General features: G+C 55.1%; 22 protein-coding genes and 1 pseudogene. 9 read left to right on the forward strand and 14 right to left on the reverse strand.

Annotated elements, in window-relative coordinates; all coding sequences use genetic code 11:
* Nucleotides 1-804 precede the first annotated feature (804 nt).
* From AN476_RS19850 to AN476_RS19865, 4 genes are all read right to left on the reverse strand, one after another.
* The gene (locus AN476_RS19850; RefSeq protein ID WP_054463511.1) at nt 805-1,620 is read right to left on the reverse strand and encodes a MipA/OmpV family protein; all 816 of its coding nucleotides are present in this window, start codon (nt 1,618-1,620) and stop codon (nt 805-807) included.
* A gap of 97 nt (nt 1,621-1,717) precedes the next feature.
* Nucleotides 1,718-4,900: an efflux RND transporter permease subunit gene (locus tag AN476_RS19855; RefSeq protein WP_054463512.1), complete on the reverse strand. Its 3,183-nt coding sequence runs from the start codon at nt 4,898-4,900 to the stop codon at nt 1,718-1,720.
* Nucleotides 4,897-6,060, reverse strand: a complete 1,164-nt coding sequence (locus AN476_RS19860) for an efflux RND transporter periplasmic adaptor subunit (RefSeq protein WP_157063818.1) — start codon at nt 6,058-6,060, stop codon at nt 4,897-4,899. The genes AN476_RS19855 and AN476_RS19860 overlap by 4 nt, the downstream gene beginning before the upstream one ends.
* Nucleotides 6,061-6,064: 4 nt before the next feature.
* Nucleotides 6,065-7,318: an efflux transporter outer membrane subunit gene (locus AN476_RS19865; RefSeq protein WP_054463514.1), complete on the reverse strand. Its 1,254-nt coding sequence runs from the start codon at nt 7,316-7,318 to the stop codon at nt 6,065-6,067.
* Between the two features lie 356 nt (nt 7,319-7,674).
* On the opposite strand from AN476_RS19865, the gene AN476_RS19870 reads away from it, so the two are divergent.
* Nucleotides 7,675-8,403, forward strand: coding sequence for a response regulator (locus tag AN476_RS19870; protein WP_054463515.1), 729 nt, complete (start codon nt 7,675-7,677; stop codon nt 8,401-8,403).
* Nucleotides 8,404-8,432: 29 nt separating this feature from the next.
* Nucleotides 8,433-9,776, forward strand: coding sequence for an ATP-binding protein (locus AN476_RS19875; RefSeq protein ID WP_054463516.1), 1,344 nt, complete (start codon nt 8,433-8,435; stop codon nt 9,774-9,776).
* Between the two features lie 595 nt (nt 9,777-10,371).
* Here AN476_RS19875 and AN476_RS19880 read toward each other — a convergent pair.
* The 7 genes from AN476_RS19880 to AN476_RS19910 form a co-directional block, all read right to left on the reverse strand.
* Nucleotides 10,372-10,890 (reverse strand): HD domain-containing protein, encoded by a 519-nt coding sequence (locus tag AN476_RS19880; protein WP_216598403.1) that lies wholly within the window; start codon nt 10,888-10,890, stop codon nt 10,372-10,374.
* A gap of 240 nt (nt 10,891-11,130) precedes the next feature.
* On the reverse strand, nt 11,131-11,754 hold the full coding sequence (locus tag AN476_RS19885) for a hypothetical protein (protein ID WP_054463518.1): 624 nt from the start codon (nt 11,752-11,754) through the stop codon (nt 11,131-11,133).
* 22 nt (nt 11,755-11,776) lie between these two features.
* Complete coding sequence (locus tag AN476_RS19890) at nt 11,777-12,415, reverse strand: HupE/UreJ family protein (RefSeq protein ID WP_253279945.1); 639 nt, start codon at nt 12,413-12,415, stop codon at nt 11,777-11,779.
* Nucleotides 12,416-12,557: 142 nt separating this feature from the next.
* Entirely contained in the window at nt 12,558-12,920 is a 363-nt protein-coding gene (locus AN476_RS19895) for a hypothetical protein (protein WP_054463519.1), read from the reverse strand.
* 784 nt (nt 12,921-13,704) lie between these two features.
* The gene (locus tag AN476_RS19900; protein WP_054463520.1) at nt 13,705-14,340 is read right to left on the reverse strand and encodes a glutathione S-transferase family protein; all 636 of its coding nucleotides are present in this window, start codon (nt 14,338-14,340) and stop codon (nt 13,705-13,707) included.
* A 34-nt stretch (nt 14,341-14,374) separates the two neighbouring features.
* Nucleotides 14,375-14,773 (reverse strand): nuclear transport factor 2 family protein, encoded by a 399-nt coding sequence (locus AN476_RS19905; protein ID WP_172684866.1) that lies wholly within the window; start codon nt 14,771-14,773, stop codon nt 14,375-14,377.
* A gap of 86 nt (nt 14,774-14,859) precedes the next feature.
* Complete coding sequence (locus AN476_RS19910) at nt 14,860-15,423, reverse strand: NAD(P)H-dependent oxidoreductase (protein ID WP_054463522.1); 564 nt, start codon at nt 15,421-15,423, stop codon at nt 14,860-14,862.
* Between the two features lie 126 nt (nt 15,424-15,549).
* On the opposite strand from AN476_RS19910, the gene AN476_RS19915 reads away from it, so the two are divergent.
* Together AN476_RS19915 and AN476_RS19920 are read left to right on the forward strand one after the other, a co-directional pair.
* Nucleotides 15,550-16,452, forward strand: a complete 903-nt coding sequence (locus tag AN476_RS19915) for a LysR family transcriptional regulator (protein ID WP_054463523.1) — start codon at nt 15,550-15,552, stop codon at nt 16,450-16,452.
* A 581-nt stretch (nt 16,453-17,033) separates the two neighbouring features.
* The gene (locus AN476_RS19920) at nt 17,034-17,576 is read left to right on the forward strand and encodes a phosphatase PAP2 family protein (protein WP_054463524.1); all 543 of its coding nucleotides are present in this window, start codon (nt 17,034-17,036) and stop codon (nt 17,574-17,576) included.
* 253 nt (nt 17,577-17,829) lie between these two features.
* On the opposite strand, the pseudogene AN476_RS23625 reads toward AN476_RS19920, so the two are convergent.
* From AN476_RS23625 to AN476_RS19930, 3 genes and pseudogenes are all read right to left on the reverse strand, one after another.
* Nucleotides 17,830-18,051 (reverse strand): annotated as a pseudogene (locus tag AN476_RS23625) (heme-binding protein); the annotation flags it as partial.
* A gap of 133 nt (nt 18,052-18,184) precedes the next feature.
* Nucleotides 18,185-18,871, reverse strand: coding sequence for a hypothetical protein (locus AN476_RS19925; protein ID WP_054463525.1), 687 nt, complete (start codon nt 18,869-18,871; stop codon nt 18,185-18,187).
* Nucleotides 18,872-18,977: 106 nt separating this feature from the next.
* Nucleotides 18,978-20,099 (reverse strand): DUF3500 domain-containing protein, encoded by a 1,122-nt coding sequence (locus AN476_RS19930; protein ID WP_054463526.1) that lies wholly within the window; start codon nt 20,097-20,099, stop codon nt 18,978-18,980.
* Between the two features lie 149 nt (nt 20,100-20,248).
* On the opposite strand from AN476_RS19930, the gene AN476_RS19935 reads away from it, so the two are divergent.
* The 5 genes from AN476_RS19935 (at nt 20,249) to AN476_RS19955 (ending at nt 25,887) form a co-directional block, all read left to right on the forward strand.
* A complete protein-coding gene (locus tag AN476_RS19935) occupies nt 20,249-20,977 on the forward strand; it encodes a glycosyltransferase (RefSeq protein ID WP_054463527.1) in 729 nt (242 codons plus the stop codon).
* Between the two features lie 6 nt (nt 20,978-20,983).
* Nucleotides 20,984-22,342, forward strand: coding sequence for an LssY C-terminal domain-containing protein (locus AN476_RS19940; RefSeq protein WP_054463528.1), 1,359 nt, complete (start codon nt 20,984-20,986; stop codon nt 22,340-22,342).
* Nucleotides 22,343-23,002 carry a response regulator transcription factor gene (locus tag AN476_RS19945; protein ID WP_054463529.1) on the forward strand — a complete coding sequence of 220 codons (660 nt, stop codon included), beginning with the start codon at nt 22,343-22,345 and terminating at the stop codon, nt 23,000-23,002.
* 7 nt (nt 23,003-23,009) lie between these two features.
* Nucleotides 23,010-24,320, forward strand: a complete 1,311-nt coding sequence (locus AN476_RS19950) for an ATP-binding protein (RefSeq protein ID WP_083464418.1) — start codon at nt 23,010-23,012, stop codon at nt 24,318-24,320.
* 217 nt (nt 24,321-24,537) lie between these two features.
* A complete protein-coding gene (locus tag AN476_RS19955) occupies nt 24,538-25,887 on the forward strand; it encodes a multicopper oxidase domain-containing protein (protein WP_054463531.1) in 1,350 nt (449 codons plus the stop codon).
* The last annotated feature ends 282 nt before the right edge of the window (nt 25,888-26,169 follow it).

Raw genomic sequence — 26,169 nt, forward strand, 5'->3', positions numbered from 1 at the left:
GACGGCCATCCAGATATGCCTGACGATGAAGGTGCTGTTCGGTATGGCGCTCCGACATTTCAATCTCATGGGCTTTGGATAGAGCGAATGAAGATTTAATCTCAGGTGCTTACGAGGCATGTAATCAGCCTGTTCTGTTCGCTTGGTATGGTAGCTTTGGTGGCGGCCCGGTGTTGCCCGATGAACTAGCAGTCCCCGCCTCGACTGAATTTGACGAAGTCATTCTATTTCGCTCCGGTATCGTTCGTGAAGGCACTCAGATAGCACTCGATAAAATAGCAATCTTCAATGACATTACTCATTCGCGCTGTTTCACTGAGGCCGAAAGCTGACATCCACGCACCTTGCAGCATTCGGGATTTTGGGCTCGAAGCGGACATGCGGCGGTGCGGCGGCAGGGTCGTAGCAATACCGCACGAGTTCCCAGCCGCCTGATGACAGCAGTCAGCCCGAAGTAGTCATCCGTGCCTGGCACGACATGAGGTGAGGCCCTTGCATGGGGGGCGGAAAGCGGAACTTCGCCGCAAGTGCAGTACTTCAATAGCAAATTGGTGAAAGCGGCCGTTCCCTTGGGAAAGGGTTGCAACAAGCAGATGGAGCACCCAGTTGCGCTATCTTTGTGAAAACCTGTCTTTGATCAATGAGCCTACAGGCACCCTTTTCGGTGAGGTCATTGAGGGATCCGGGCTTTGGGCGTAGGTTTTGGGATCATAACTCTGAGCTATGTATCCCAAGGTCACCACAACAAATAGAAGAAAAAGGCGCTCCACTCTTGGCTTCCTAGTCTTTCAATGGCCGGTTGATTTAGAAACTGTACATGGCAAAGAGACCAACAGAAGTGCCACTTTTGTCCTGCACAAAGGGGCTATTCTTGGCATCTCCCATGAGTTCAGAATAGGTCACCGAGGCCCCAAGGCTCCAGCGATCTGTCAATGGGGCACGAATGCCGAGTTCCAGGTTGACTGCGTGAAAACCACTGGTTGCAGTGAATTGACTTAGGCCCGAAGTGCCCGCCTGCGCACTGGAAACACCATAGTAGGTCTGATTGAAGTCATCGTTCCCCCAATCCGCAGACAGCCCGGCGATCAGCATCGGGCCAGCCTCTCGTGGAGAGTCAAAACGCCCCATGTCCGCCATCGACATCCGGCCGGTCAGAACCCGCAAAGGGATCGTGCCCTCAAGGCCGACCGTGGCGCTTACACCTTCAGAGCCCTTGGTATATTTGGTCATTTCCAGATATGGCGTGACCGGACCTAATTCGTATTCGAACGCCAGGTTAAAGGTCGCACCTCCGTCGATATCCCCAAGACCATTCAAGAAAACACTATCGCTTTCATCGCGTCCAAAGTCATAGCCAACCGAAGCTGAAACCGTGAAAGCGTCTGCATTGTAGGAATAGCCAATGCCACCGGGGCCGATGAAGATGCGATCGCGCCAGTTCAGTTCGAACATGGGCATAGCTCCGGTATCTGTCTCGCTGGAGCCGAGGAACTCTGGCCCTGATACAGCTCCAATACCGATCCGGCCTTCCCAATCACCTTCTGCAAGCGCGCGGCCTGCTGGGAATGCTGCGATCAGGAATACTCCGGCCCCAGCCGCTAGTTTGAAAAGTGGTTTCATATCTCTTTCTCAGTCCTTTTGAAGAGGGTCTTCGCAGCGGTTTACCGCGCTGATTTCGCGCATTTGTCGCGAGACAGGGCTAAAGTGTAAAAAAGTGTCACGCGGCACTTCGGCGTTTTGATGTGCCGAACCAGTGATGCAAGAATGTGTCCGACAAAGCGGCACTCAGGCTGAGCAAAACGGGGATCAGGAACAATGTGATCAGGGTCGCGAACAACACGCCAAAGGCCAGAGACACAGCCATGGGGATAAGGATCTGTGCCTGTTCCGAAGTCTCAAGAACCAGTGGGATCAAACCGGCGAAGGTGGTGATTGAGGTCAGCATCACGGCTCTGAAACGCGCCTGACCGGCATCTAGCAGGGCAGCGTCTCCCACCAATCCCTTGTCCAGATTGCTGCGGTAGCGACTGACCAGAACCAGGGAATCGTTCACCACAACCCCGCTGAGGGCCAGAATGCCAAAGAACGACAGCAGCGACACGGGCAAGCCGATGACCAGATGGCCAATCACTGCGCCGACCACGCCAAAGGGTATCGCCAGCATGATGATCACCGGCTGCAGATAGGATTTCAGCGGGATCGCCAGCAGCGCATAGATCATCAACAAGGCCAGAACAAACCCGCTGCTAAGCTGGCCGGTTGCCTCTTTTTCCTCAACCGCCTCGCCAGAGATGCTGAGTGTCAGGCCGCTGTGCTTGGCCAGCAGATCGGGGAAGACCTCCCGTTCCAAATTGGCTACCAGAGCGGCGACCGAGGACAGGTCCTTGTTGACCTTGGCGGAAATCTCAACCGTGCGAATGCCATCGATCCGCTTCAGCTCCAGCAGAGTTTCACGTTGGTGCAGACGCACCACGGTATTCAAGGGCACCGTTCCGCCCGCAGGCGTGCGCAGCCGGATCTGGCTCAGATCACTGACGCTATTGCGTTCATTTTCAGGGTAGCGAACCCGAACCTGGACCTCCTCGTCAGCACGCTGGATACGCTGCGCCTCATAGCCAAAAACCGCATTGCGGATCTGGGTGATCACGTCGCGATTGGTCAGGCCCAGGGCCTCACCAAGGGGGAGCAGCTCAAATGACAGTTCCAGAGTTTCTTTGTCCAGATCTGTGAGGATGTCGTATAGCTCCGGCATGGTAGAGAGGTGTTGCTGCAGCTCCGCCAAAGCTGAGGTCGCCACCACAGGATCTTCCGATCCAAAGCGAATGTGCAGGTCTTCAACCCCGTCAAAGTCGGCATAGATTTCCATCTGTTGCACCCCGACCGGTAGGGTTTCCGGCAGGCCAGCAGCCGCGCGCCAGCGGTCAACGAAAACGCCAGATCCAAAGGCGCGGCTGGTACCATCAATCAGGGCTACCGAAATCAACAGGCTCTCGGCTTTGGTTGAGGAGACATAGTAGTTTGATACTGGCGACTCCGTCATGCCGTTGTCTTTTTGCAGATTTTCGGCGGCTTTGATCAGGCTGTCCTCTAATTGACGCGCCACCTTTGCAGTGAGCGCTGGGGGCGCGCCGCTTTCCAGGGTCACAGACATATAGACCGCACTGGAATCATTGTTGGGAAAGAAGTTGGTCTTGACGATGCCGTGACTTAACAGGCCGAGGGTAAAGATCATCGAGGCGAGAAAGATCATCATGGCCTGCAGTGGATAGCGCAGGGCAATACGCAGCATTGGTAAGTAAAGATGCTGGATTGCCCCTTGCATTGCCCGATCTACGCTAGACTGCGTTTTCCGCCATCCTCGACTGATTGCGGTGTTCTTAGAGGCTTTGTGAAGATCCATATGGGCCAGATGGGCAGGTAGGATGAATTTGGACTCCACCAAGGAAAACAGCAGGCACAGGATCACCACCACGGCAATGATTTTGAAGGAGCCGCCAAAATCTCCGGAGAAAGTCGTCAGCGGAAAAAAGGCGGCTACGGTGGTCAACACGCCGAAGGTTGCGGGCGTGGCGACCTCTAGTGCGCCACGCACTGCGGTTTCTACCCCGCCGCCATGTTTTCGCTTGTGCGCATAGATGTTTTCGCCAGTGACAATGGCGTCATCCACCACAATGCCAAGGGTGATGATAAAGCCAAAGGTCGACAGGTCATTGAGCGAGTAATCATAGCCAATCGGCCCCATAACATAGAGCGCTCCGGCAAAGGCTACCGGAATACCCAGCGCCACCCAAAAGGCCACCCGAAGATCCAGAAACAGCGCCAGCATAACAAAGACCAGCGCCATGCCGGTCAAGGCGTTCTTGGACATCAGAGCCAGGCGATCACGTATCGATTGCGCCTCATCCTGCCAGCTCTCAAGCGTCAAACCCTCCGGCATCCATGGCGCAGCCCGCAGCTCTTCCAGCTTGGCCTGTACTGTATCCGAGGTCTGGGTAATGGAATCCTTGCCGATCAACTGCACGTCCAGCCGGATGGAGGGGGCGCCTTTGTAGATCGACAGGATCGCATCCTCGGTGAAGCCATCAATGACCCGCGCCACATCTGACAGGCGCACAACGCCGCCCTGTGGTGAGACCCGAATGCGTGTCTCCAGCAGATCGCTGCCAAAATAGGCCTGATTACGGCTTTGCAGGCTTAGGGTGCCGCGGTCCGATTGCAGGGTGCCAGCAGACAGGCTGATCGAGCGGCCCTGCACTGCCCGTGCCACCTCCTCAAACGTCAGCCCATAGGCGCGCAGCTTTTCTTCTTCCAGTTCAACCGTGATCTCGGAAGCGCGAGCGCCTTCGGTGGTGACTTTGCTGACAGCGGGAAGGGCCAAAAGGGTTTCGCGGACCCGGCGGGAAGCTTCCTTGAGGGTTGCGTGATCCTGCCCGCCCATGACCTGCACATAGATCACATGGCGCTCTTCCTGTTCCAGCGCGATGGTGGTGCTTTCGACCTGGGCTGGAAAGCTGGTGATTGCATCGACCCGGTCCTTGATATCGGATTTGAGCTGCGCCAGCGGATAATCCTTGATCCCCTGCACCGTGGTGATCGCCGCATCGGCCGTGATGGTCGAGATGATCTGCTTAATCCCCTGCAACCCATTCAAGGCCTGCTCCACCTTAACAGCCGCGCCTTCTTCTACGTCCTCAGGCGAGGCCCCTTCGAAGTTGACGGTAATAGTGACATTGCGCGGGGCATCAGCGGGAAAGCCCTCGGTGCGCATATTCATTCCAGTGATCAAGCCCATGGAGAGGATGATCAGCATCAGCAGATTGGCAGCCACTGTGTTGCGGGCAAACCAACTGATCCAGCCTTTGGCCTGTTCTTGTTTTGGCTTCGGCGTTTGGGTGCTCATTGGTTTGTGTTCCCAATCTTCAAATTGGCGCGCAGCTCTTCCAATGGCAGCGATGCAGCGATAACGCGGGGCCGGACTTTGGAGCCTTTTAGGTAGCTGCTGCGGGGCAGGGCGACTCGCAACTCGGTCTCATGCCCTGCTGGAGGAGTAATAAAATATCGGCCGTCGGCAACAAAGATTGGTTCAACTGAAACCGACTTCAGGTGATCTGTTTCATCCAGAAACCAGAGCTGCCCCTGACGAGAGATCAGCGCTTCTGGTATGTCATAAAGCGCCGCATGGTGGCGGCCTTGCAGATCAACAGTGACAAATTGCCCAGGCATGGCACCTGCATGGCTATCCATCTCCACCACGACATTGACCCAGCGGTTTTGCGCATCCACCGCCGGGTCTACCCGGACAATCCGCCCCCACCAATTGTTGCCCTGTGGGGTGGACAGTCTTGCGCGTGTACCTTCGCCTTTCGGATCCAGGTCCAGGCGCTTCATCTGATCAGCTGTGAGCGGCGTAGTGACCTCAAAGACACTGGCGTCAAACACCACGGCAATTTGGCTGCCGGACTGGATGACTTCGCCGGGGTTGAGGCTGCGGCTGACCACCACTCCGTCAAAAGGGGCCGAAATACGCGTTTGATGCAGATCGTATTCAGCCTGCGCCAGGGCCGCCTCAGCCGCTTCAAGTGCAGCCTGAACCTCTGCCAATTGCGGTTGGCGCAGGGTCAAAGGGCTGGGCTCGCCACCAAGACCAGAGGCCCGCCAGTTGTCCAAGGCAAGTTTCCCGCGCTGCTCTTCTTCCAACAGGGCCCGTTGCGCCGAAGCCAAGGAGGAGTGTGCTGAGGCCACGGCACTGCGATAGGTGGTATCTTCGATTTCTGCCAGGATATCGCCCCGCTTGAACTGGGAGCCGGTTAACAATGCCGGGCTGATAGAAACGACACGCCCACTGACCTCGGCGGACAGCGTGCTTTGCCAACGCGGGCTTATTTGGCCATGGCTGGTAATCAGATCCTGTTTTGGACCGGGGCGCAGCAGATGCACCTCTGCCGGTATGAGCGGCGATATTTCCTCGGCTAGGCTTGGTGTGCTGTCTTCGCTGGGGGCATAAAGCAGGAAAGCGCAGGCCCCGGCCAGGACGGCGGCCCCAGTCAGTTTCTTGAGCATGAGATCAAACTCCGGTTCCCAGCGCCAGGCCAAGCGCCACGCGGTTTTGCAACCGCGCGTTCCGCAAGGCCCAAAGCTGGCTTTGAATGTCAAACACCGCGTTGCGCGCGCTCAGCAGGCTGAGGATATCCACCAGTCCGGCGCGATAGCGTGTTTCTGTGGTTGTTTCTGCTGCTCGGGCATGGGTGACGGCCGCCGCAAGCTGTGTTTCACGCCGCGCCAGAATATGTTCCTGCTCCAGCCCACGCTCGACCTCGGCAAAGGCCGTGAGGGCGGTCTGCAAGTAGGTGAGAACGGCCTGATCAGCACGGTTTTTGGAACTGGCAATATTGGCTTTTAAACGTCCCGCCTGGAAAATCGGTACTGTTAGCGCCGAGGCCAATGACCAGATCGTGGCCCCATGGCTGAGAGCGCCAAAATCGGAACTGGTGCTGCCGAACTGTCCGGTGATGGAAATCTGTGGTAGCAGGTCTTTTTGGCTGACCGAAATACGTTTGTTGGCAGCCACCACATCCTGCCAGGCCGCCCGCATGTCAGGTCGGTTGGTGAGAACTGTCAGGGGAACCCCAGCCGCCGGGGCGGGCAACAGGCGGGGAAGGTAGGCCGGGACCGCAAGATCGTTGTCCGGATATTGCCCCAACAGAATCTCGACCCCGCGGACAGCGTCGTGCGATTGTCCCGTGTTCAGTGCCAGGGCGGCTTTGGACAAGGCTACATCGCGTTCAATGGCCGACAGATCTTCCAGGGCGCCAATACCAGACCGGTAGTTTTCGCGGGCGTTTTGCGCACTGGCCTGCAGAACCTTCAAACGCTGCCCCTCCAGCGTCTGTTGTTTGTGCGCGGTCACCGCATCAAACCAGGCCTGCATCAGCTGCGCTGCAGTTGAGGCTCGCATGGCATCATGACGGGCGATCTGTGCTTGCTGGTCGGCCCTGGCTGCAAAACGGCGGTCCGACTGGCGCCCCCAGATATCCACTTCCCACTGTACATCGAGCGCGGGGCTGAGGCTGTCACCGGCTTGGTTGGCACGGCTGGCATTCACATTGCCTGACAGCTGTGGCCAAGCGTCGGCCTTTGTGGTGTTTAGATCAATCCCAGCCAGTTCCAGCTGTTTAGCTGACAGTAAGACATCAAGATTGTTTTCCAGGGCCTGGGTTACTGCGGCGCGCAGAGCGGCGTCGTCAAACAGATCCAGCAGCGTGTCGGTGATCTGACTGTTAAGGGAGGCACGGTTCGAGAACTCCGCTGGCGCATTCAAAAGCTTATTCGGTTCCTCCAGTGGTATTGGTTGCAATTCACTACAGGCCACCAGGCCCGTTGATAAAACCGCAAAGGCGCTCCACAGTCGGCGTGATCCCGGCTGCCTCGTACTTCCACTTACCCAACCCTCTGGGCGATGCCCCTGGCTGCTGTTCTTTGTCAAACCGAACGCCTCATGTCATTTTCGATTTGTCAGCTAGGCAGCCATTGTCGCCAATTTGTGCCGTTCACTGAGGCAAATGTAAAAAAATGTATCAGGCATCGCCTCTGATATATCTGGCGACAATTGGGCAATTCTTTTTACCTAATAAAGTAGCTAGGCTGGTGCCAACAGTACCGAGAAAGACCCAAGTGATGCCTGCGCATGAACCACATATTCTGGTCGTTGATGACCACAAGAAGATCCGCGATCCCTTGGCCGAATACCTGGAGCGCAATGGGTTTCGTGCCACAAAAGCCGCCAATGGCACCCAAGCCTACAATGCACTAAAAACAGCCAATATTGACCTTGTGGTTTTGGATATTCTGATGCCCGGTGAAAGCGGTTTAGATATCTGTCGACGCGTTCGCGAAACCCGTGACATCCCGGTCATTTTGTTGACAGCCGTTACGGATGAAACCGACCGGATTGTCGGGCTGGAGCTAGGGGCTGATGACTATGTGACCAAGCCCTTCAATCCTCGCGAGCTCTTGGCCCGGATCCGTAGCATCCTACGGCGCGTCAACAGTCTGCCCAAGCAATATTCAGAGCTGTCTGATGGCTTTATGCAGTTTGGCCCCTGGCAGCTGGACATGGGGCAAAGACATCTGAGCAAGATCACCAACCCGGAAGAAGAGGTCGAACTGAGCAGCGTCGAATTCAAACTGCTCAGCTCTTTCCTGCTACACCCGCGTATGGTGTTATCACGCGACCAACTGCTGGATCAGGTCAGCGGACGCGCGGGCACAGTCTTTGATCGCAGTATCGACAATCAGGTCAGCCGTTTGCGAAAAAAAATCGAAGACAACCCCAAGAAACCTGAGTTCATCAAAACCGTCTGGGGCGGCGGCTACACCTTCAGCTGCGATGTGGTGCGGCTGTGAGGTGGCTTCCCCAAAGTCTGGCAGGACAGATGATTGCCGTCACTGTCATTGCAACAGTTGTGACACAGTCGCTCGTTGTCATTGGTGTCTTCAGTTACACTGACAACAAATTTGACGAATATGACGATGCCTTTTTCTTCCAAAAAATCTCCCGTACCATCGAGCTTCTGGAAACCGGTGATCAGGCCCAACGGGAGCTGGTTCTGGAAACATCCACCAGCGAAGAAATAAAATTCCTACTCACGCAAAATCCCTGGGGTTCTGAACCGTTGAAGGAATCTTTTCGCGCCAAAGAACTACAAGCGAATATGCCAGGATATACGATCCTGACCTCGGTACACCGGATCGACATTTTTGATATTTTGGGAGTGCTTTTCGGGACTCTCCAAGAGCATTGCCTAGTGCAACAGAATAGCCCAACGATTGAAAGTGACTGCCCGCATTGGACCATCTCTGTTCAGCTCAAGACCGGTTCCTGGCTAAATATCACATCCCACAGTCTCGCAGATTCTTCAGTCTATCTTGTGCCAGTTTTGCTGTCCGCCTTTACTTCGCTTATCGGCATCGGGGGCAGCATCATTGTTCTTGCCCGCCGTATCACCAAACCACTGCGAGACCTTACAGAGGCCGCTGAACAGCTGGGTCGTGGCGAAATGATACAGGCAATTCCCGAAAAGGGCCCGGTTGAACTTGTAAGAACCGCGCGTGTTTTTAATCGGATGCAGGAAAGATTGAGCCGTTTTGTAACGGACCGCACAACCATGCTCGCGGCAATCAATCATGACCTGCGCACTCCGCTTACCTCGCTTAGGCTACGGGCAGAGTTCATTGAAGAGAACGCCCTACGCGAAGACATGATTGAGACCACGGAAGAGATGCGCACCATGGTGGACAGCTATTTGGAGTTCTCTCGCCAGGAGGCGACTGAGGAGGATCCACAACTGGTTGATCTAACCGAAATGCTGCAGGCACTGGCGCTGGAAAGCACCAACATCGAATTTCCTCACCAGTCTTCGTTTCTCCTGTCCTGCCGACCGGTTTCGATCAAGAGAGTGTTTCGCAATATTCTGGATAATGGCCTCAAACATGGGACCGAAGTGCGGATAGAACTAAAACAAACACCAGAGCAAATACAGGTGGAGATCTACGACAACGGCCCGGGCATTCCTGCCGATTCTTTTGAAGAGGTCTTTACGCCTTTCCTGCGCCTGGACAGTTCTCGCAATGTGTCGGAGGGTAACGTTGGTCTGGGCCTATCGATTGCTCGGACAATTGTTCGCAAACATGGTGGCGACATAACACCTTTCTATAAGGGTAGTGGGTTCGGAATGCGCATCTCTTTGCCGCATGATCCGAGAACGCGGTACTCATAATGCCAATGTTTGCACAGTCATTGCCACCGCGAAGATGCTGCATGATGTTCGAATGGCAGGAATGCGAAAGCTGGACAGCAGCGATTTGATCTAAACTCAACAGCCGCTATGGGCCGATCCCTCATCTTCGCGCTGCATCGTACTTTAGATTTTGCAAAGCTCGCTTCCCGCCCATAGCCGCCGTTGCCCATGCGTCGTGATGGTCACGCGAACCTTCAAGGGCGGTGGGTGACTGCTGTCAGCCCATTCAAGACATTCGTGCAAGGTGCAGCGAGCGACCGGGCGCTGACACAGAGGGTGGAAACCGGACCTTAGCTGCGTCAGCGAAAGTTCTCGGCTAAACTGGCAAAAGCGGCCCTTCAAACCCTGGCAGACCGAAACCTACATGCTGCGCCGCGCCTCAAGGTCGGCTGTGCGCAGATTGCGACCTTTGCAAAGTCAGCCTATCCCTCTGGGCTCTCTGCTAGAAGGCGCTGCGCAGCCGCGTGAGAAGCAGTCATTGGTTAGTGGTGCAGCACGATCTGGGGCTGAAGAGCCGCAAAACGAATTTTGCTGCTATCTGGGAAAACTCCAATTGAGTTTGTCTTTTTCACAGTCATAGGGTGCTTCGCGCCAACCTTCTGTCGCCACTTGCCGCAACAGCTTCAAAGCCCGTGTCGAGCTGTTCAAATACTGCCCATCTATCTTTCTGTAGTCTTGCTGCGACCTCATCGATCACGCGAAGTTCCAATTCGGGTTCTCTCTTACCTTTCCATAACTTGTCGGCCAAAGCGACCAGCAGTTCCTCCAACGAAACGCTCATTTCCTGGTATTGCGCGTGGCTTATGCAGAACCGGGCGATTTTTTCACTAACGCCCTGCTCCAATAGCAATTTTTGTCCTGCCGATTCATGCAAATTGCCGCTTTCCCTGAGTTCATTGGGATGAGCTATCTTGCCGACATCGTGCAGTGCCATGCCGGTAAGAGCCAGAGGCTCGTCAATTTCGACATTTAGCTCCTCTAAAAGGAGCAAGATTTCCTGACCAGCCTCTAATACCAAATCGGCATGCTTGATCAGGCGCTTTGAAGCGCCAAGTCGCTCTAGAAGACATTTTGCTTCTTCAGGGGAAATCAAGGTCCACCTCATTTCTGTTGAACAGGAAGGGTGGTATCTGGCTATCTTGCCTACGTTTTTCAAGTTTGAGGTGCGCACAATACTACCTCGCAGCGGTGCAGCGCCACTACTTTAAACCTGCGCGTGGGTAGACACGGTTTCGGGTAGCTGCTGTCAGCCCAAAGCAGACATAGGTAGGCAGAACAGTAGATGAAAAGCTGCCATTCCAATTTCCAAATCCGAATGGCAGCTCTTTTGGTCTTAGCTAGCGTTCTTGAACTCTATGTATTCGCCGCGCACCTGAACCTTGACCGTGACATCGACCTTATCCCGGTTGCGCCAAAACCATCCATGCTCACCCGCAAAATTGGCAGAAATAGTACCTTCGGATCCTGTAGACCCGCGGCCTTTTTCATAGGTGACGGACTGACCGGACCCATGGCCATGCAAATCAAAGTTCACCCGTCCTCCCTCGACATTCATGCGATACTCTGCCGTCTGCCCCTGGCTCATGACCAGTTTCCACTCCGTAGAGGCGCCCGGCGCCAAGGTGAAGGTGACTGCGTCGCGCCAGACCTCGGTCTCCTGCGCATGAGCTGCCCCTACGAACAGACCAAAGATATCATTGAGCAAACTGGATTGAGCCTCTTCGGCGCCCCCCATCTGGCGGTCAGCCTCAGCCTCTTCTTCAAGCTGCACCTTGATCTCGCCCATTTCCGTCAGCCCCAGCATTCGGCCGACGCCCGTTGGGTCGATGCCATATTCGGACGGCAGAACAATGGTTGTCAGGATCACGATGGCCGATGCGGCAGCAATGGCTGTGGATTTGAGAAGCTGCGCCGTGGTGGGCAGATCTTCCAGGGAAGGTTTGTTGGAATTAAACATGTTCTTGTCTCCATGCCGCACATCAGGCGACGAAAAATCCGGTGATTTGCACGCCCACAAGGATGAACCCGAGGGTCATCATCACGACGTTTGCAATATAGGCCTGGCGCAGGAAGGCAGGTGAGCGGCGCCAGTATCCCATGACAATCAGGATCACTCCAAGGGCGAGGACCTGTCCGATCTCAACACCAATGTTGAAGGCCAACAGGTTGGGCAAAAGCCCCTCCGAGGCGATCTCATAGTCCAGGATCTTGGTGGCGAGCCCGGTTCCGTGGAACAGGCCAAAGATCAGTGTCGCGGCCTTGGTATTGGGCTGAAATCCGAACCAGCGTTGATAGGCGCCAAGGTTGTCGAGCGCCTTGTAGACGACCGACAGGCCAATGATGGCATCGACGATATAGGCATTGACGCCCCAGCCGAACCAGACGCCTGCCAGCATTGTGGTGGAATGCCCTAGGGCGAAGATGCTGACATAGATGCCGACATCTTTCATCTTGTAGAGAAAGAAGACGACACCCAGCAGGAACAGGATGTGATCGTAGCCGGTGACCATGTGTTTGGCCCCCAGATACATAAAGGGAATGATGTTCACTCCCCAGATTTCTTGGATATAGCCTGCGTCACCTTCGGTGACATTATGGGCAGCGGCTGTTGACGCCATGAGCGCCAGGGCCGCGAAAAGAGGGAGGATGGTCGCGCTGCGCAGGACACGATAGCGCCGACCATCCGCAAAAGCGGATTGCATGTGTTTCTCCTTGGATTGTCCGCAAAAATCGGGATGAAAGGCCAATCAAGACCCTTCATCACGCGCGTGGCGGACGATCCAAGCGATAGAGAAGAGAAGACCAACGCCCCGACAGCCTGCCACGCCATGCGGCACGCGCATCAAAAGAGGTCTGAGTTATTTGGGCTGGGAAAAGAGCAGCCTGGGTGTGATCGTGATCGGCCGCATCGTGACTGTGCCCGTGCATGGCCCACATCATTTCTTCTTCCAACCCATGAGAGTGCCCGTGAGAAGTGATCATCTCTACGTGTTCCTGAAGGGGCTCGACGAGCTGCGGCACATGTGCGGTAGAGGGCGCTAGGGTCCAGATGATCAGACCGAAACAGGCCACTGAAAGCAGCATTCGCCGAAGCAAGCGCACAATGTCTTTGCCCTGGTTCATTCTCGTGTCTGCCCTGTCCAGCCCCGGCTCTGGTTTCCTCAGATATCCCCCCTAGGAGGTTCTTCACCATCTACGCCCAGGTCACATAGGAGCGCAACCCAAACAAGGCCCGCCCTTCGGCTGAAACGCGCCGAAAGACCATTGCTGTGTTTCGAACGATCTCTCGCAACTAGCGCGGTTCTTACTTTCATGAAGCCCTGATCATTGGGTGGAATGACCCATATCCATTAGCCTTACTGCTCGATTGAATGTCCGCTTAGAGAAAGTTGACTATTTTGCAAAGGTCGCCATCTGCGCATAGCTGCCGCTGGTGCTGACTGCAGCATTGGCGATCCAAGGTCAGGGTGATTCAACGGCTGCTTTCGGGAAAACGGCCCGAAGATCTCGCAACTGCGGCATTGATTGCGTGGCAGTCTCTGTCAATGACCGCTTTGGGCTGACAGCAGCCATCCACAACCTGGACGGATCGGCGCCAGCTGCTTTGCCCCCTGCTACGTCGGCTATGCGCAGAAAGCCACATTTGCAAAGTTTGATAAACTGCACGGAGCTGACATTGGTGCAAACACGACTATTAAAGGTTCGGCAACCCAAATCGGACATTGCGATACCCTTAACAGCGCTGTTCCACTCAGTGCCTGAGTATCTTGGGGGGAATTACACAGAATTTCCAACGCCAGACTAAAAACAGGTCAGGTATTTTCACCCGTTATCGCCAGAAAGCTATCACTCTCGATGCAACGGCCGTATTTTACACGTCACCTGAAGCTTTCTGCCTAAGCCAGTTTCACGCGGCAAGATCAACTCGCGCCGAGGTGCCTTGCATCTCATGCACCTTCTGCACCGCGGGGTCCGACGCCAATTTACGTAGGACGCGGTCGATGTTGGGATAGGCGCTGGTTGGCTTGTCCAGATCATAGCCCCAGCTTGCCATCGGATAGAGGAAAGCATCTGCAACGGACTTGCGGTCCCCGACTATCCAGTTGCGTCCCTCAAGATGCTGGTCGATCTGCGTCAGCGCCTTGTCTATCAGGATGTGGCTGGCGGCCTGCACTGGCGGTTGTCCTTCCGGGGCGACGGTAAAGCGCATTGGCGTGAAATGAAGCCAGAAATAAGGGTGCAATGTTCCAGTCAGGTAGGCCAACCAGCGATGCAGGTCTTTGCGTTCGGCGCTATCGGGCGCCGGACCGATCTTTGCATCAGGGTGCTGATCAACGAGATAGAGCAGGATTGCCATCCCTTCCGGCAGAGCCATGTCGCCGTCCACCAAAGTCGGCACCACACCCGACGGGTTCAGTTCAAGATAATCCGGCGCCTTCATTGCGGCGTGGTCAAGATGTTCGACCTCATAGGGTTTGCCGATCCATTCAAGGGCGATATGCATCGCGGTAGAACAGGTGCCTGGGGCAGAAAAGAGTTTCATGTCTGGTGTCCTTTCTGGAGTTGGGTATGGCTGATCACGCCTGCACCTGCAGCTTGTGGGTCTTCAGACGCCATCCTTGCGCGGTTTTCACCAGCGTTTCGAAATAGCGCCCAACCACGAAGTGCTTGATCTCGCCGTCATGGTTCTGGATCGCCTGGCTGACGCAGCTCAGTTCAGCGGTGTCGTTATTGCCATCAATTACAAAGTTGCTTTGCACATGGGTCAGGCCCGGCGGGAAGACCGCAGCGTTTTCGGTGATCCATTCTACGATCGTGTCGAGCCCTTCCAGATGGATGCCCATCTCTTCAACGATGAACTGCGCATCATCGACAAACAGATCACGCATGGCCTCGGGGCCATTTACGTCAACGGCCAGCGCAAAGCGCCCCATCAGGTCTTGGATTTCGATTTTGTCTCCGGTGGTAAGTGCCATGGTTTGCTCCTGTTTCAGTCGGGGATTGGCAAAAGGATGCCGTTCGCCCAAGCAGGCGCTACGGCTGGATTTCATGTGAAGCTGAATTAAGCAGGCACTCGTTCTTTTCGAAGGTGCAGATCAGCGATGGGCGTTGTGGCATAGGAGATCACCGCCGGGATGCTCGCATCGACTATGGCGCGATCCCGCGACATAGCGCTGTGCAGCACAAAGTGAGGCAAGTAGCGCATTCCAACCATTTTTGCGGTTTGCTCAAACGGGGTAAGGAACTCAGTCATGGTGAAGCTGTTGTAAGAGCCGCTGGCATAGCTCTTCGCGGGGCCGCCAGTGGAAATCACCAGCCCCAATTCCTTGCCAACCAGCTGATCTCCGCCAGGTCCGTAGGCAAATCCCGGTAACAGCACCTGATCAAGCCAGGCCTTGAGCACCGGTGGCGCCGAATACCAGTAGAACGGAAATTGCATCAGCACCCGATCCGCGCTTCGCAAAACCACGTGTTCAGCCCTCGGTTCGAACCGCATTTCGGGGCCGCCGACCGCCGTCAGGTCGCGGGTGGTGACCGTTGGTTCCCGCGACAGAGCCTCATACCAGCGGCGATTGACCGACGAGGTGTCCAGATCGGGATGGGCAGTCAAAACAAGCGTTTTCATATCAGGCCTCAGATGTTTTCCATCCGATGTCAGATGGGGTCGTTTCAGTGTTGCCTCACCCTAAGCCCAGCTGATATTTACAACAATTGACTGAACTTCAAACACTATGGTGCAGGATATACACCAATGAGACTGCCGCTTTCGACCCTTGAAGTGTTTAACGCCATTGCCCGCGAGGGCAGCATGAGTGCCGCTGCGCAGGCGCTTGGCATTAAGCGATCAACCGTGAGTCACCAGTTGAAAAGCTTGGAAGATCAATTGGGGACAGCGCTATTTGTGCGCACCACGCGTGCGATCAACCTGACCGAAGCCGGGCGCGCCTTGATGCGCGCGTCTGGACCAGCGTTCGAGCAGCTGGCCGATGGGCTGGAAACTGCACGCTCTGCTGGTCATTCGGCACGTGGAGAGCTGAAACTGGCAGCACCTGAATTTGCCTATCAGCTGCTGCTCAGGGATAAGCTTGTATCTTTCCAAGCGAAATACCCCGAGATCAGTTTGGAACTGTCCCTGACAGATGCGTTCTCAGATATTCTTCACGAAGGGTTGCATGCCGGGTTTCGGCTTGGGGGACTGGTTGCGCAGGATATGATTGCCAAGTCACTCACCTCTGCGCTGACCTCAGCCGTGGTGGCCAGCCCAGCCTACCTTGAGAGACATGGCGTCCCAGAGTTTCCCAAAGACTTGTTGAACCACAATTGCCTTGGCTATCGCTTTCAAAGCTCAGGTCAATTGGCGCCCTGGGCTTTTGCCAGTTCTGACGGAGACTACACGGTTATCCCCCCTGGAAACCTTGTCGCAAACTCGGTCCCGGTCACGATTGATATGGCGATGCAGGGGCTAGGCATTGCCTATACCTTCCGCGAGATTTGCGAAGTCAGTCTTGGGCGCAGCGACCTTGTGGAAATCTTGCCCGGGCATCGTGTCACAATGCCCGGTATCAATATTTACTTCCCACAGGAATACCGGTCCTTCATCCCGCTCCGCTTGCTCATCAAGCACCTGCAAGTGGACGAAACAGCACGGAATTAAGAAAGGCACGCTGAGAACTCGCTCCTACGTGAATCGTATTCATGTATGACAACAGGCTGGTTCCCGATCTGCAGCTGACATTGAACGGAGGGATTGGGATCGACCGCTAACCACACCATGGTCGCCATTTGTTCTTTGGATGGCAAACGTCTTCTTTCCGCCCAAAGGGCTAGAACAGCATGTCCGCTTTGGGCTGGGAACAGACCTCTAGCGATCATCTGAGCGGCGGCCGCTCATTGCTTAGTTTCAGAGGTCTGCAATGCGCAGTTAGTGACCTTTGCAAAGTTGAACATAGCCGCTTGAAGGAGCTCCGATACCGCGTGAGACGCGGTGGCTGCTGAGGCCAGTGGTGAACTTGATGTCAAAATGGCTATTTGATGGAACCTATTTCTTTCACCGTTGCCCAAGACTCCATTGGGTCGGAACGTCTGGGAATTTGTTGCTACTCTCAAGAGCTCAGATGAAAAACGGGAATCCACTTCTTTTGCTTTGTTTCCCCGAAAATCATTCTCCGTCTCGACAGTTCAGCCCGCATTCAGGATCGAGAACTAGCTGCTCTCCAACTTTGGGGAGAGATCGTGATGTTCGGGAACTTCATCAAAACCAGAAACGGTCTGGTTTTAACTTCACTGCTGCTGACTGTGCTTTTGGGGCGCGGTCAGGTCGACCGTACAGGCGATCACCTGCAACTTGTCCTGCCAGTTGCTGCCTTGACTTGTTCGGTGGTCAACGGTGAGGCCGCCAGCTACCTGTTCCGGCTGGTTTCTGTCGCAGCTGTCGTGCATGGCTCAAAGAGAGGCTTGCAAAACGCCCCAATCAATTTGCGGCCGTCCGGAGCGCAACACGGCTTCCCCTCTGGGCACACTGCGGCGGCTGCCTTTGGCACCAGCAGCCTCGTCAACAGTTGCGTGAAGAAAAATCCCTGGGTTAAGGGGGCCATAATCCTGAGCGGTGGATATGTTGGCGCGTCGAGGATCGAAGTTGGCGCGCATTTCCTGTTTCAAGTCGTTGCTGGTGCCCTACTGGGATGGTTGGGGGAAAGATCTCATATCTTGCTTCGTGCTTTGCGAACTCTGGCGCTTCGACACTACCGAAGGCTGGTGCGCAAGGCCGTTTTTTCCTAAGGCGCAGCGCCGCTATTGGCCGCTCGACTTTCTGAAAAGACCTTCTGTTTACTCTAGGTGATCTGCGATTGCTGCGATACCTGCCGCGGCACGGAGATCGTCTAGGTCGTTGCCATCTGCATCTTGACCCGGAGCGCCTGCAATTCCAATCACACCAATCACTTGTCCATGGTAGAGGATGGGTGCACCGCCAGAGAGAGCAGGCCAATTTCGTTGAAGGCAGCCCCCAGGGATGGCTCATGCGCGTTTCTGCTTCGATGACCGCAGTCGCCGTACGACACGATGCTGTGGTGATTTCCTTTCGGCTTCTGATTTGAACGTTTTGGGGGAAGGCCCCTTCTCGCATCAGTTGCACACCCGGCTGAGCGCGCTGATCAACAACGGTGACAGTGGTGGCAAAGCCCATCGCGGCACAGGCTTGCGAGGCAACGGTGGCGACCTCTTGCACCCAATCCAGAGGGGTACTCATTTCCATATGGGGTGCGGGCTGAGCCTGTGCTGTCAATGTCGCGCCAGAGAAGGCAATGATAGCCAGTGTTTTTTGAGAGGGGAGGATATGGTGGGGATGCCTGCCTATTTGCTGAAAAGGCAATTGGGGCCTTTCAAGATTAGTCGCTGGCAAAGCAGTAGAACCGCCCTGCACCACCGGTCTGCGCAAGCGCTTCTAACGAACAGCCTTTGCTGGCATGGGAGGAATTCCAGGAGGTGTTCCAAGAGCTCAGACGGTCGTGGTGGCCGACCATTGCCTGCCCAGAGTTGCTGCCGTTGGTCCAGTTGTCACAGGTTAGGTTATTGAACCGCATGGCACCGGCGGCAAAGGCTCGGCCATGACTGTCTGATCCGGTTAGAATGTCATGCTGATTTGCGACCCGCTCTGGTCGATTGCGCCCCGGAACAATTGCCGCAGTCTCTGTCAAAGCCGTGCTTTGCATGATCCGGTTGCTGTCGCGCTGGATATCCCCGTGCAGGTCAGCAACAGTCTCCGCGATCAGAACGCCCTTGGCATTGAACCAAGGCCCTTTGCCGATCCGGTCGCGCGCATTGATGGCCTGAGTTTCACGGCTCCCATGGGTGCTGAGGTAAGCGCGCCAAACGCGATGGCCTGCGCCAACCTGCGTTGCCAGGGTCTGACAAATGGCATCAGCGCCTTGCAGACCATCCAAATTCCCAGAATGGGTGGAACTGGTGACAAAGAACGACAGCTTTGGGGAAACCTCTTCCTGGGCACTGGCTGGAAAAACCGCGAGAGTAAGGGAGGTCGCTGAGGCGATACCGCATCTAAGAATTTGTTTCATTATAGGAAATTCTCCTGATCGAGGAAAGTGATCGAGGCCACGACGAGGTGTAGTGAGTGGTGGTGGCCTCGATCTGAAGGGGCCTCGGCACCTTCGGTGACTTGGATTAATGGCTTTCCGAAATGTGACGCTGCAGCCAGTCGGCACCGTAATCATTACTCGGATCGCGGACGATTACATGCGGATGCGTGTTCCAATCAAATCCGGTGCGCTGATCGACAAAATCGATCAGGATGGAGGGACCAGAGACACGATAGAAGATCTGTTCGCTTCCATCCGTTGGCCCCATCCACATGAAACGCAGATTTTCCATGCCGTCATGTTTGATCTTGGCCAGATGATCCGCTGCGACATCAAAATCGGAATTGCCGACAAATTCCTTGACCAGAGCCCACATCAGGGATCGCTGCTCTTGCGTCAGGTCCGCAGCTTTGATGCCTCGCTGTTCCACAACCCGATCATTCGTTCCTGGACCGGCGAACTCAACAGCGCCGAATTTGTTGAAAACGACCTTGTCGGCGACAACGGCTATTCTGCGCTGATCGGCGCTCAGGGAAGATAGCAGCTCATATCCCCGGTTGCGCTCCTGAGGCAAAAAAACGTGACCGGCCTGTGCTCCTGTAGATATAACTGCAGGGTCTGAACCGTAGAACATCGGTACAAAGGTCGCTTTTCCATCGACCACTGTGAAGTTCGCCCCCAAATGATGGCCCGTGAGCATATAGCCCCAGCTGCTTTCAGTGCTTGGATCACCAAAGAAGGCGAGCCAGTAGTTTACAGCCCCCAAGTGGTTATTCTTATCAACAAACTTGGCACTTTCCAGCGGGAGGTTTTCCCCTTCAGCCTTGAGCGCCTCATCCCCACGCACAGCGGCCCAGATCTTGTGGTAGCCCTGTGAGCTGGTTGAGGAGACCAGCAGTTGATGCAGCAGCCCCCGCTGCGCCAGGGTAAGACGTGAAATTGGCAAACCAATGCGTTCAACAGATGACACTGGCGCATTGCTCCAATGGGTGCGGTCGGCGTCATTTACAAATTCAAACACAGCCGCGCTGCGCTGCTCCTCGCTGAGGCTGTTCAGAAAACCTGTCGCTGCGGTGGTCATTTGCTGGCCGCTACGCGCGAACTGGGGCACGGCTATTGCATGATCGTCGTGGGCCGCGCCCAGAGTTGGAAACATCAGGCCGCAGCCCAGTGCCAGGGCCAATAGCTGTTTGGAATGGGTATGCATGGGGTCCTCATCAGACTTAATAACGATTATGAGGATGCATCTGAGGCGCGATGCTGAAGCCTGTCTGAAGCTCCAGGCGATATAGCTTCAGACAGGCTTCAGGTTCGGGAGGGAAGGCCTTTTCAACCTTTCTTGCCGGAGCCGCAGTGATGCCCAACCTGTCCATCGTCATCATCACCTTGAACGAAGCGCAACGCTTGCCGCGCCTCCTGCGCGATCTAAAACAGCAAACCTGGCGGGATTTTGAGATCATCCATGTGGATAGCCGCAGCGACGATCAGACCCTGCAGATCTCGCAGGATTGGCGTGACTGTTTCGAGTATTATGACATCATCAGAATGCCACAGCGCGGCGTCAGCCTGGGGCGAAATACCGGCGCCCGCCATGCTGCCTGTGATCGGTTATTGTTCCTGGATGCCGATACCCGTTTGGCCCCAGATTTCCTTGAACGGGCGACGCAAGAATTGCAGCAGCGAGATTTGGAAGTTGGCATAGTTTGTATGGATTCTACAGGCTTGCCGCTGCACCACAAAGTCGGATTCTCAGTTTTTAATTTCGGCATTCGCCTGACTTCGCGGTTTTTCCCCACTGCCATCGGGGCCTGCCTGTTTTCGGAACGAGAGATACACGATGAGATCGACGGATTTGATGAGCGGCTGAGCCTTTGTGAAGACTGCAACTATGTACTGAAGGCTTCGAAGGCGCCGCTCTCTACCTTAGGAGTTCTGCGCGCGCGGTTTTCCTTTGACCCCAGGCGCTTGGATCAAGATGGGACGCTCAAAACCGGGTTCACCTATCTACGTGCAAACCTGCATCGCTTCTTTCACGGTGAACTGCTCAAGGACGAGATCCCGTATGAGTTTGGGCACTATCGGTAAAGTCAGATGTTTGAGTTTTTTTGGTCTCAGGCGGAGACCCTCCTTTATCCTGCCCTGGCATTTATTGCCTTTCTCGACACCCTTATTGGTATCGGCTTTTTTGTCTTTGGCGAAGTCGCCTTTGTCACAGCAGGCGTGACCTTTGCCCGTTCCGGCGATCTTGGGATCATCGCCTTGGTCCTTGTGGCAGGTTGGGCGGGAGATATCACAAGTTTCTTCTTAGGGCGTAGTTTTGGCTCTCGGGTTGCCCACCGCGTCCTGCGCCCTGTCAAACGTCGCCGACAGTGGCGCAGGGCACGTAGACTACTTACGCGCCATGGTTTGGGCTTTGTCATCGTGTCACGTCTGCTAGGACCTGTCGCCTGGATTACGCCCTTTCTTGCCGGAACACTTGGGATGTCACCGCTGCGGTTCGCCCTTGCCTCATTTCCAGCTGTGATGATCGGCGGAGGGCAGTTCATCCTTCTGGGGTATCTCGGGAAGAGCACCGTATCACACTGGCCATTGGCCTTGCAGTTCTTGACACAGCATTTCGGCTTTGTCCTGCTTTGTTGTGCTATCTGCATTGGTGTTGCCGTGGCCTGGTTTTTTAGTGGCGGTGGCCGATTGCGCCGTTTTCTGTGCTCGGCACTGACAGCCTTGCTCATATTCGTGGCCACCAATCTGTATTACTTTTTTGGCAGTGACGCCCATGCGGCCTCAGCGGCAAAAACGGCAACGGCTCTGGAGATTTCTGGGATTTGCGAGGTTGTAAATACTGAGTTTGTTGCAGTGCCGGGGGACACAGAACTGCACCTTCCGCAGCCAATCAATGTCATGTTGGTCTCCGCAACACCACCGGAGCAGTTGATGACAGATCTGGGCTGGCAGAAGAATTTGACCTTCAGCCAGGATAGGGTAGGCCTGCACACCTATGCAAAACTGCTGTGGAAGCAACAACCGCCGGTCTCCGAACTGTACTTTAACGGAACCCCTGCAAGATCCGCTTTCCAATTGCCAGGGACCTTAGCGCAAAGGGTTCACATCAGGTGGTGGACTTTTGGTCAGCACAATGGCTTGCCGGTCTACCTCGGTGCCATCAGCCGGGATGAGGAGTTGGCAATCAAATACTATCGCGCCATACCTGCTCTGCTGCACGATATAGACCCTGAGGTCGACAAAGCGAGAGATTTGCTAATGAAACAGGCCCAATTAGGCTCGAAGGTGCAGGTTCAGGGGTTGATCCCTTTGCAACAACCCGTCCCGGATGGTGTTGAAAGTGACTATCAAACCGACGGGCGTATTCTAGTGCTTTCGGACACAAAGCTCCACGGGGCACCGGGTGAACAGACTTGCCTCGGTTGGTCATCGGATGGAGAGGCATAGATGCGGGTCTTGTTGGTCGAAGACGAAAAACTGATTGCCGATGCCATCAAGGTTTCGATGGTCCGAGACGGCTATCACGTAGATTGGGTGGAGGATGCCAACAGTGCTGAAGAGGCGCTCGTCACATCCCAGTTCGATCTGGTGCTGCTGGACCTCGGACTTCCCGGGCGCGATGGGTTGAGCCTGCTGCAATGGCTGAGAACTAAGGGCCGCAATGAACCCGTTATCATTCTAACGGCGCGGGAGGCGGTTGAGAACCGGATCGAGGGGCTTGACCATGGCGCTGATGACTATTTGACCAAACCTTTTGACATGAAAGAGATGCTGGCAAGGGCGCGGGCTCAGATACGGCGGTCCCACGGCCGCAGCTCCCCGAAGCTGACCCACCTGGACATAGAGGTTGATCCGGCGGCGCATACCGTTTCCCAGTGCGCTCAGGCAATTGAACTCGCCCCGCTGGCCTATCAAGTGTTGGTCTTGCTGCTGGAGCGCAAGGGGCGGGTTGTCTCCAAAGACGACCTCGCAGAAAGCCTTTATGGTTGGGAAGATGGCGCCGAGAGCAATACGGTTGAAGTCTATGTGTCACAGATCCGGCGCAAGATCTCTGGCAATTTGATCCGCACCATTCGGGGCGTCGGCTACATAATCGACAAGGACTGAAATTGCCATGACTTCGATACGTTCCAGAATTCAAGGACGACTGATCCCATTGGTTCTATTGTGCTGGATCGCGGCGTCAGGGCTCGTCTATTTCGGGACACGTGCAGAACTGCGTGACGCTTTGAATGCCCAATCCGACCTCATGGCGATTGTGATTGCGAGAATGCAGTCAGACGAGCTGGACCCTTCCGGCTTTGGCGAAGGGTTGGAACGCTATGAAGATGATTACCTGATCCGTGTCTGGAGTGCTCAAGGAGAGCTGCTTTTTGACTCACAAACCCTTTTGCCAGGCGGAAGGATGGCCTTTCCAAGAGCAGAGAAACCAACAGCCTTGGGCCCGGATTGGCGACAAACAGAATACATGACACGATCGGGCGCGCGAGTTTTGATTGCTCGGCTTAAGGAGGAAACTAATGAGCTGGTCTGGCAAGTCGCACTCACTTCACTGCTGCCTTTGGCGCTGGCCTTCCTAGGGTCGGTAGCCGCTGTTTTGCTGTTTGTCCGTGACGGGTTGAGGCCTTTGACGCGCCTATCCCATGACCTTATGGAACGGTCTGCTGACGATCTTCGGGATCTGCCCTCGCAGGATCAGGCACAAGAGTTGCAGCCCATTGTGACTTCTCTCAATGGGCTTTTTACGCGCATTCGCGGATTTGTCGCCCGCGAACGTCAATTTGTGGATGACGCCGCGCATGAGTTGCGCACCCCCCTGACCGTGATCAAAGCGCAGTGTCAGGCAATTGACCCCGACGCACTGGATGCAGAGACTAAGGCGCGGCTGGACAATATCGTTCTGGGCGTTGACCGGATGGCCAACCTGAGCAATCAATTGCTGGGTCAAGCCAGAGCCGAACAGGAGGCAGCCCCGGCGCAACGGATCAAGGTGTCCCCCTTGTTACGCGGTGTCGTTGCAGATTTGCTGACGGAAGCGGATCAGGCAGAGGTTGAATTGGCGCTAAACTGTGAGGCTGAACCCGAGGCAACCTGCTTGCCAGAAGATCTCAGTGCGATTGTACGAAACCTCATCGAGAACGCGATCAAATACTCCTCTCGCCCCGGCGAGGTTCTCATCACCCTGACGGCAACATCAATCAGGGTAGAAGACAATGGAAGAGGAGTTCCGGAACACTTGTCAGACAAGGTTTTTGACCGGTTTTTTCAAGTGCCAAATGCCTCCCCTCCTACCACAGGAGCGGGACTGGGACTTTCGATAGTGCAGGCTTTAGCGCGTAGAAATGGCATGACTGTATCCGTCACCAAAAGCCCGGTCCTCGCAGGCGCCATGTTCGAGGTGGGTTTGAGAACAGACCCTTCCTAGACCTCTTCAGCTTGCCTTCAGCTTACCTGTGCATTGCAGGTCAAAGCATAGGGTAAGTCTGGTGAAAATTATGAATAGACGGCACTTTTTGGCTCTCGGCGGGGCTTATGCGGTGGCACCTTTTGGCGGTCGTGCCCTGTTTGGACAAACCACTGCGCGACCGCTTCCTATCCCACCTCTTCTGGATTTTATGGCTGGAGATGAGAGGCCAGTCGCGTTGGACCTGTTGCAATCGCAACATGACTTTGGAACGGGAGTCAAAAGTCAGACCTTTGGCATTGGCCAATCCTATTTGGGTCCGGTGATCAAAGCAAAATCTGGCCACGACCTCCCCTTTGAAATCACCAACCAGCTTGACGAAGTGTCAACTCTGCACTGGCATGGCCTGCATATTCGAGGCGATGTCGATGGCGGGCCGCATCAGGAAATTCAACCTGGTCAGACTTGGCGACCTGTGCTCCCAGTCTCACAAAGGGCCTCAACAAACTGGTTTCATTCCCACACCCATGGCCGCACGGCCCGTCAGACACATATGGGTCTCGCTGGGGTTATGCATATTGAAGATGATGCAAGCCTGTCGGCCGATTTTCCAAATGGCTATGGCATCGATGACTTCACCCTGGTGTTGCAGGACAAGCAGTTCGGCGATTTGGGCCGGATGACCTACGGGCTGACCGGCGACGTGCTGGAAAATGGCTTCCAGGGCGACACATTGGTGGTCAACGGCACGGTCGCCCCAGTGCATCAAATGGTTCCCAGTGGGTTGGTACGTTTGCGCCTCCTGAATGCCTGTAACGCAAGGTTCTTAAAGATCTCCTTGTCTGATATGCAGACATTGCATGTGATCGCCTCGGATGGTGGTTTCCTTGCATCGACGGTGGAGACCGATAGCATTGTCATGTCGCCAGGAGAAAGATACGAGATCCTTTTAGATATGACCAATCAGGACCGCATCGGTCTAGAAGTTTCACTGAACGGAAATGAAGGTCAAGGCGATCTGTTCGAAGGCCTTTGGCAGGGCCTTTGGGGGGTAAGTAACTTCGTAACCGCCATCATTCTAACCCGCGACCCATTGCGTCCAGGATTGCAGGCTTCGATGCCAAATCACTTAGCGAACCTCCCCGTCGCAGACCCTCTCTCGGCAGTCCGGAAACGTGAATTCTTGCTCAATATGGGCGATGAGGCGGATCTTGCAGCAATCGCCACATCTTGGGGCAATTTATGTGGTGGCGGTGTCGGAATGGGGATCAACGGCCGCCCTATGAAGATGGATCATGTGAATTTTGGCGTGAAACGCGGACAACCAGAGATCTGGCGTATTCAGTCCGAGGAACAGCTGCACCCATTTCATATTCACGGCTGCTCCTTCCGCATCCTACGCCAGAATGACGTTCCCCCTCCGGTCTATGCGTCGGGCTGGAAAGATATGGTGTCCGTTCAAGGTGGCTGGTCTGAAGTGCTTGTCTCCTTTGATCACGAGGCCACAAAGACGGCTCCCTATATGTATCATTGCCACATTCTAGAACATGAAGACTGCGGAATGATGGGGCAGTTCACTGTCAGTTAGAGAGGCTTGTTTTGAAAGAGGTCCCTGCAGGAACCGGTGCAATCGGAGAGCGCAGAGCCAGAAGACCGCAGTGTGGCTGCGATCGGGAAGACTGTCAGGTGATCTTTCAGTTGTGGAATTTTGAAGGTGCATCTTCCAGTCACTGACTGCTTTGAACGGGGAGCAGTCCTTACAGCGCTTCTAAGGTTGATCATTGGCCAGGCAGCTCGGCTTGGCGTCGACGGAGGCTATGCGCAGAAAGCGGAACTCGCAAAGTCGATGCTAAACTGATCAGGCCCATGA

Source organism: Phaeobacter sp. 11ANDIMAR09 (genome assembly GCF_001294455.1).
Lineage (GTDB): Bacteria > Pseudomonadota > Alphaproteobacteria > Rhodobacterales > Rhodobacteraceae > Pseudophaeobacter.

What these genes read in the sequence shown, in the direction of transcription:
- AN476_RS19850 (WP_054463511.1), bottom strand. Translation starts at nt 1,620, where the DNA reads ATGAAACCACTTTTCAAACTAGCGGCTGGGGCCGGAGTATTCCTGATC.
- AN476_RS19855 (WP_054463512.1), bottom strand. Translation starts at nt 4,900, where the DNA reads ATGAGCACCCAAACGCCGAAGCCAAAACAAGAACAGGCCAAAGGCTGG.
- AN476_RS19860 (WP_157063818.1), bottom strand. Translation starts at nt 6,060, where the DNA reads ATGCTCAAGAAACTGACTGGGGCCGCCGTCCTGGCCGGGGCCTGCGCT.
- AN476_RS19870 (WP_054463515.1), top strand. Translation starts at nt 7,675, where the DNA reads ATGCCTGCGCATGAACCACATATTCTGGTCGTTGATGACCACAAGAAG.
- AN476_RS19875 (WP_054463516.1), top strand. Translation starts at nt 8,433, where the DNA reads ATGATTGCCGTCACTGTCATTGCAACAGTTGTGACACAGTCGCTCGTT.
- AN476_RS19885 (WP_054463518.1), bottom strand. Translation starts at nt 11,754, where the DNA reads ATGTTTAATTCCAACAAACCTTCCCTGGAAGATCTGCCCACCACGGCG.
- AN476_RS19890 (WP_253279945.1), bottom strand. Translation starts at nt 12,415, where the DNA reads ATGGCGTCAACAGCCGCTGCCCATAATGTCACCGAAGGTGACGCAGGC.
- AN476_RS19895 (WP_054463519.1), bottom strand. Translation starts at nt 12,920, where the DNA reads ATGAACCAGGGCAAAGACATTGTGCGCTTGCTTCGGCGAATGCTGCTT.
- AN476_RS19900 (WP_054463520.1), bottom strand. Translation starts at nt 14,340, where the DNA reads ATGAAACTCTTTTCTGCCCCAGGCACCTGTTCTACCGCGATGCATATC.
- AN476_RS19905 (WP_172684866.1), bottom strand. Translation starts at nt 14,773, where the DNA reads ATGGCACTTACCACCGGAGACAAAATCGAAATCCAAGACCTGATGGGG.
- AN476_RS19910 (WP_054463522.1), bottom strand. Translation starts at nt 15,423, where the DNA reads ATGAAAACGCTTGTTTTGACTGCCCATCCCGATCTGGACACCTCGTCG.
- AN476_RS19915 (WP_054463523.1), top strand. Translation starts at nt 15,550, where the DNA reads ATGAGACTGCCGCTTTCGACCCTTGAAGTGTTTAACGCCATTGCCCGC.
- AN476_RS19920 (WP_054463524.1), top strand. Translation starts at nt 17,034, where the DNA reads ATGTTCGGGAACTTCATCAAAACCAGAAACGGTCTGGTTTTAACTTCA.
- AN476_RS19925 (WP_054463525.1), bottom strand. Translation starts at nt 18,871, where the DNA reads ATGAAACAAATTCTTAGATGCGGTATCGCCTCAGCGACCTCCCTTACT.
- AN476_RS19930 (WP_054463526.1), bottom strand. Translation starts at nt 20,099, where the DNA reads ATGCATACCCATTCCAAACAGCTATTGGCCCTGGCACTGGGCTGCGGC.
- AN476_RS19935 (WP_054463527.1), top strand. Translation starts at nt 20,249, where the DNA reads ATGCCCAACCTGTCCATCGTCATCATCACCTTGAACGAAGCGCAACGC.
- AN476_RS19940 (WP_054463528.1), top strand. Translation starts at nt 20,984, where the DNA reads ATGTTTGAGTTTTTTTGGTCTCAGGCGGAGACCCTCCTTTATCCTGCC.
- AN476_RS19945 (WP_054463529.1), top strand. Translation starts at nt 22,343, where the DNA reads ATGCGGGTCTTGTTGGTCGAAGACGAAAAACTGATTGCCGATGCCATC.
- AN476_RS19950 (WP_083464418.1), top strand. Translation starts at nt 23,010, where the DNA reads ATGACTTCGATACGTTCCAGAATTCAAGGACGACTGATCCCATTGGTT.